The organism is Vibrio sp. 2033 (assembly GCF_033339735.1).
Genome location: NZ_JAWOVC010000394.1, coordinates 1 through 676 on the forward strand (window position 1 = coordinate 1; position 676 = coordinate 676).

The 676-nt window shown below is 42.0% G+C and carries 1 protein-coding gene and 1 pseudogene; both read right to left on the reverse strand.

Features of this window, described 5'->3' with window-relative positions:
* A pseudogene (gene opaM / locus R7P74_RS26795) lies at nt 1-372 on the reverse strand (acyl-homoserine-lactone synthase OpaM); the annotation flags it as partial.
* 155 nt (nt 373-527) lie between these two features.
* A partial coding sequence (locus tag R7P74_RS26800) for a cation:dicarboxylate symporter family transporter (RefSeq protein ID WP_318123694.1) occupies nt 528-676 on the reverse strand: 149 nt, incomplete at its 5' end.

The window sequence follows — 676 nt, forward strand, 5'->3', positions numbered from 1 at the left end:
CTGGCGGTTTTCAAGCGAGTATTTCTGTTTGATGGCTTCGATTTCGCAAGCGCACCAAAAGTCTAACCAATGAGGGAAGCACTCTGCTACGGTTAATTCAAGTAGATAGACGTCGTCATGTAGGTTGTTCGGATGCAGTCGAACCAAATCTCGATAATCCATTAACTCAAACAAGACAGAAAGACTTTTGGACTGGTACTCAGGATAGCGTGCCAGCAAGTTCGTTTCTCGTTGATGAGTGATGGACTCAAAGAGAGAGGCTCTCTCTTGTGGTGTGAGGAAGCGAAGAACAATATCGATCAGTGCCTGTTGTTTTGTTTCAATAGGCAAATCTGTATTGGAAAGCGAACCCAAAGACAGCTTAAGACTCATGATACAACCTAGATCTGACGTTTTTTATAGTTAGTACGGGCGTTATATCACTTCAGAAAAATTATGCTATTAGTTTCTATTTGTATGGTTACGTAATGCAAAGAATCGAAAAAAAAGCCGCTCTTTTGAGCGGCTTTTAAGTATTTGTTAGGAAACTAAGCTTCTTGCTTTTGTAACTCCGCTTCAGCGGCAGTTTCTTCTACTAAAGCATCAACAATGACCGCACATGCTGCATCACCAGTAATGTTTAGAGCCGTACGAATCATGTCGAAGATACGGTCAAGAGCGAAGAGTAGAGGCAGAC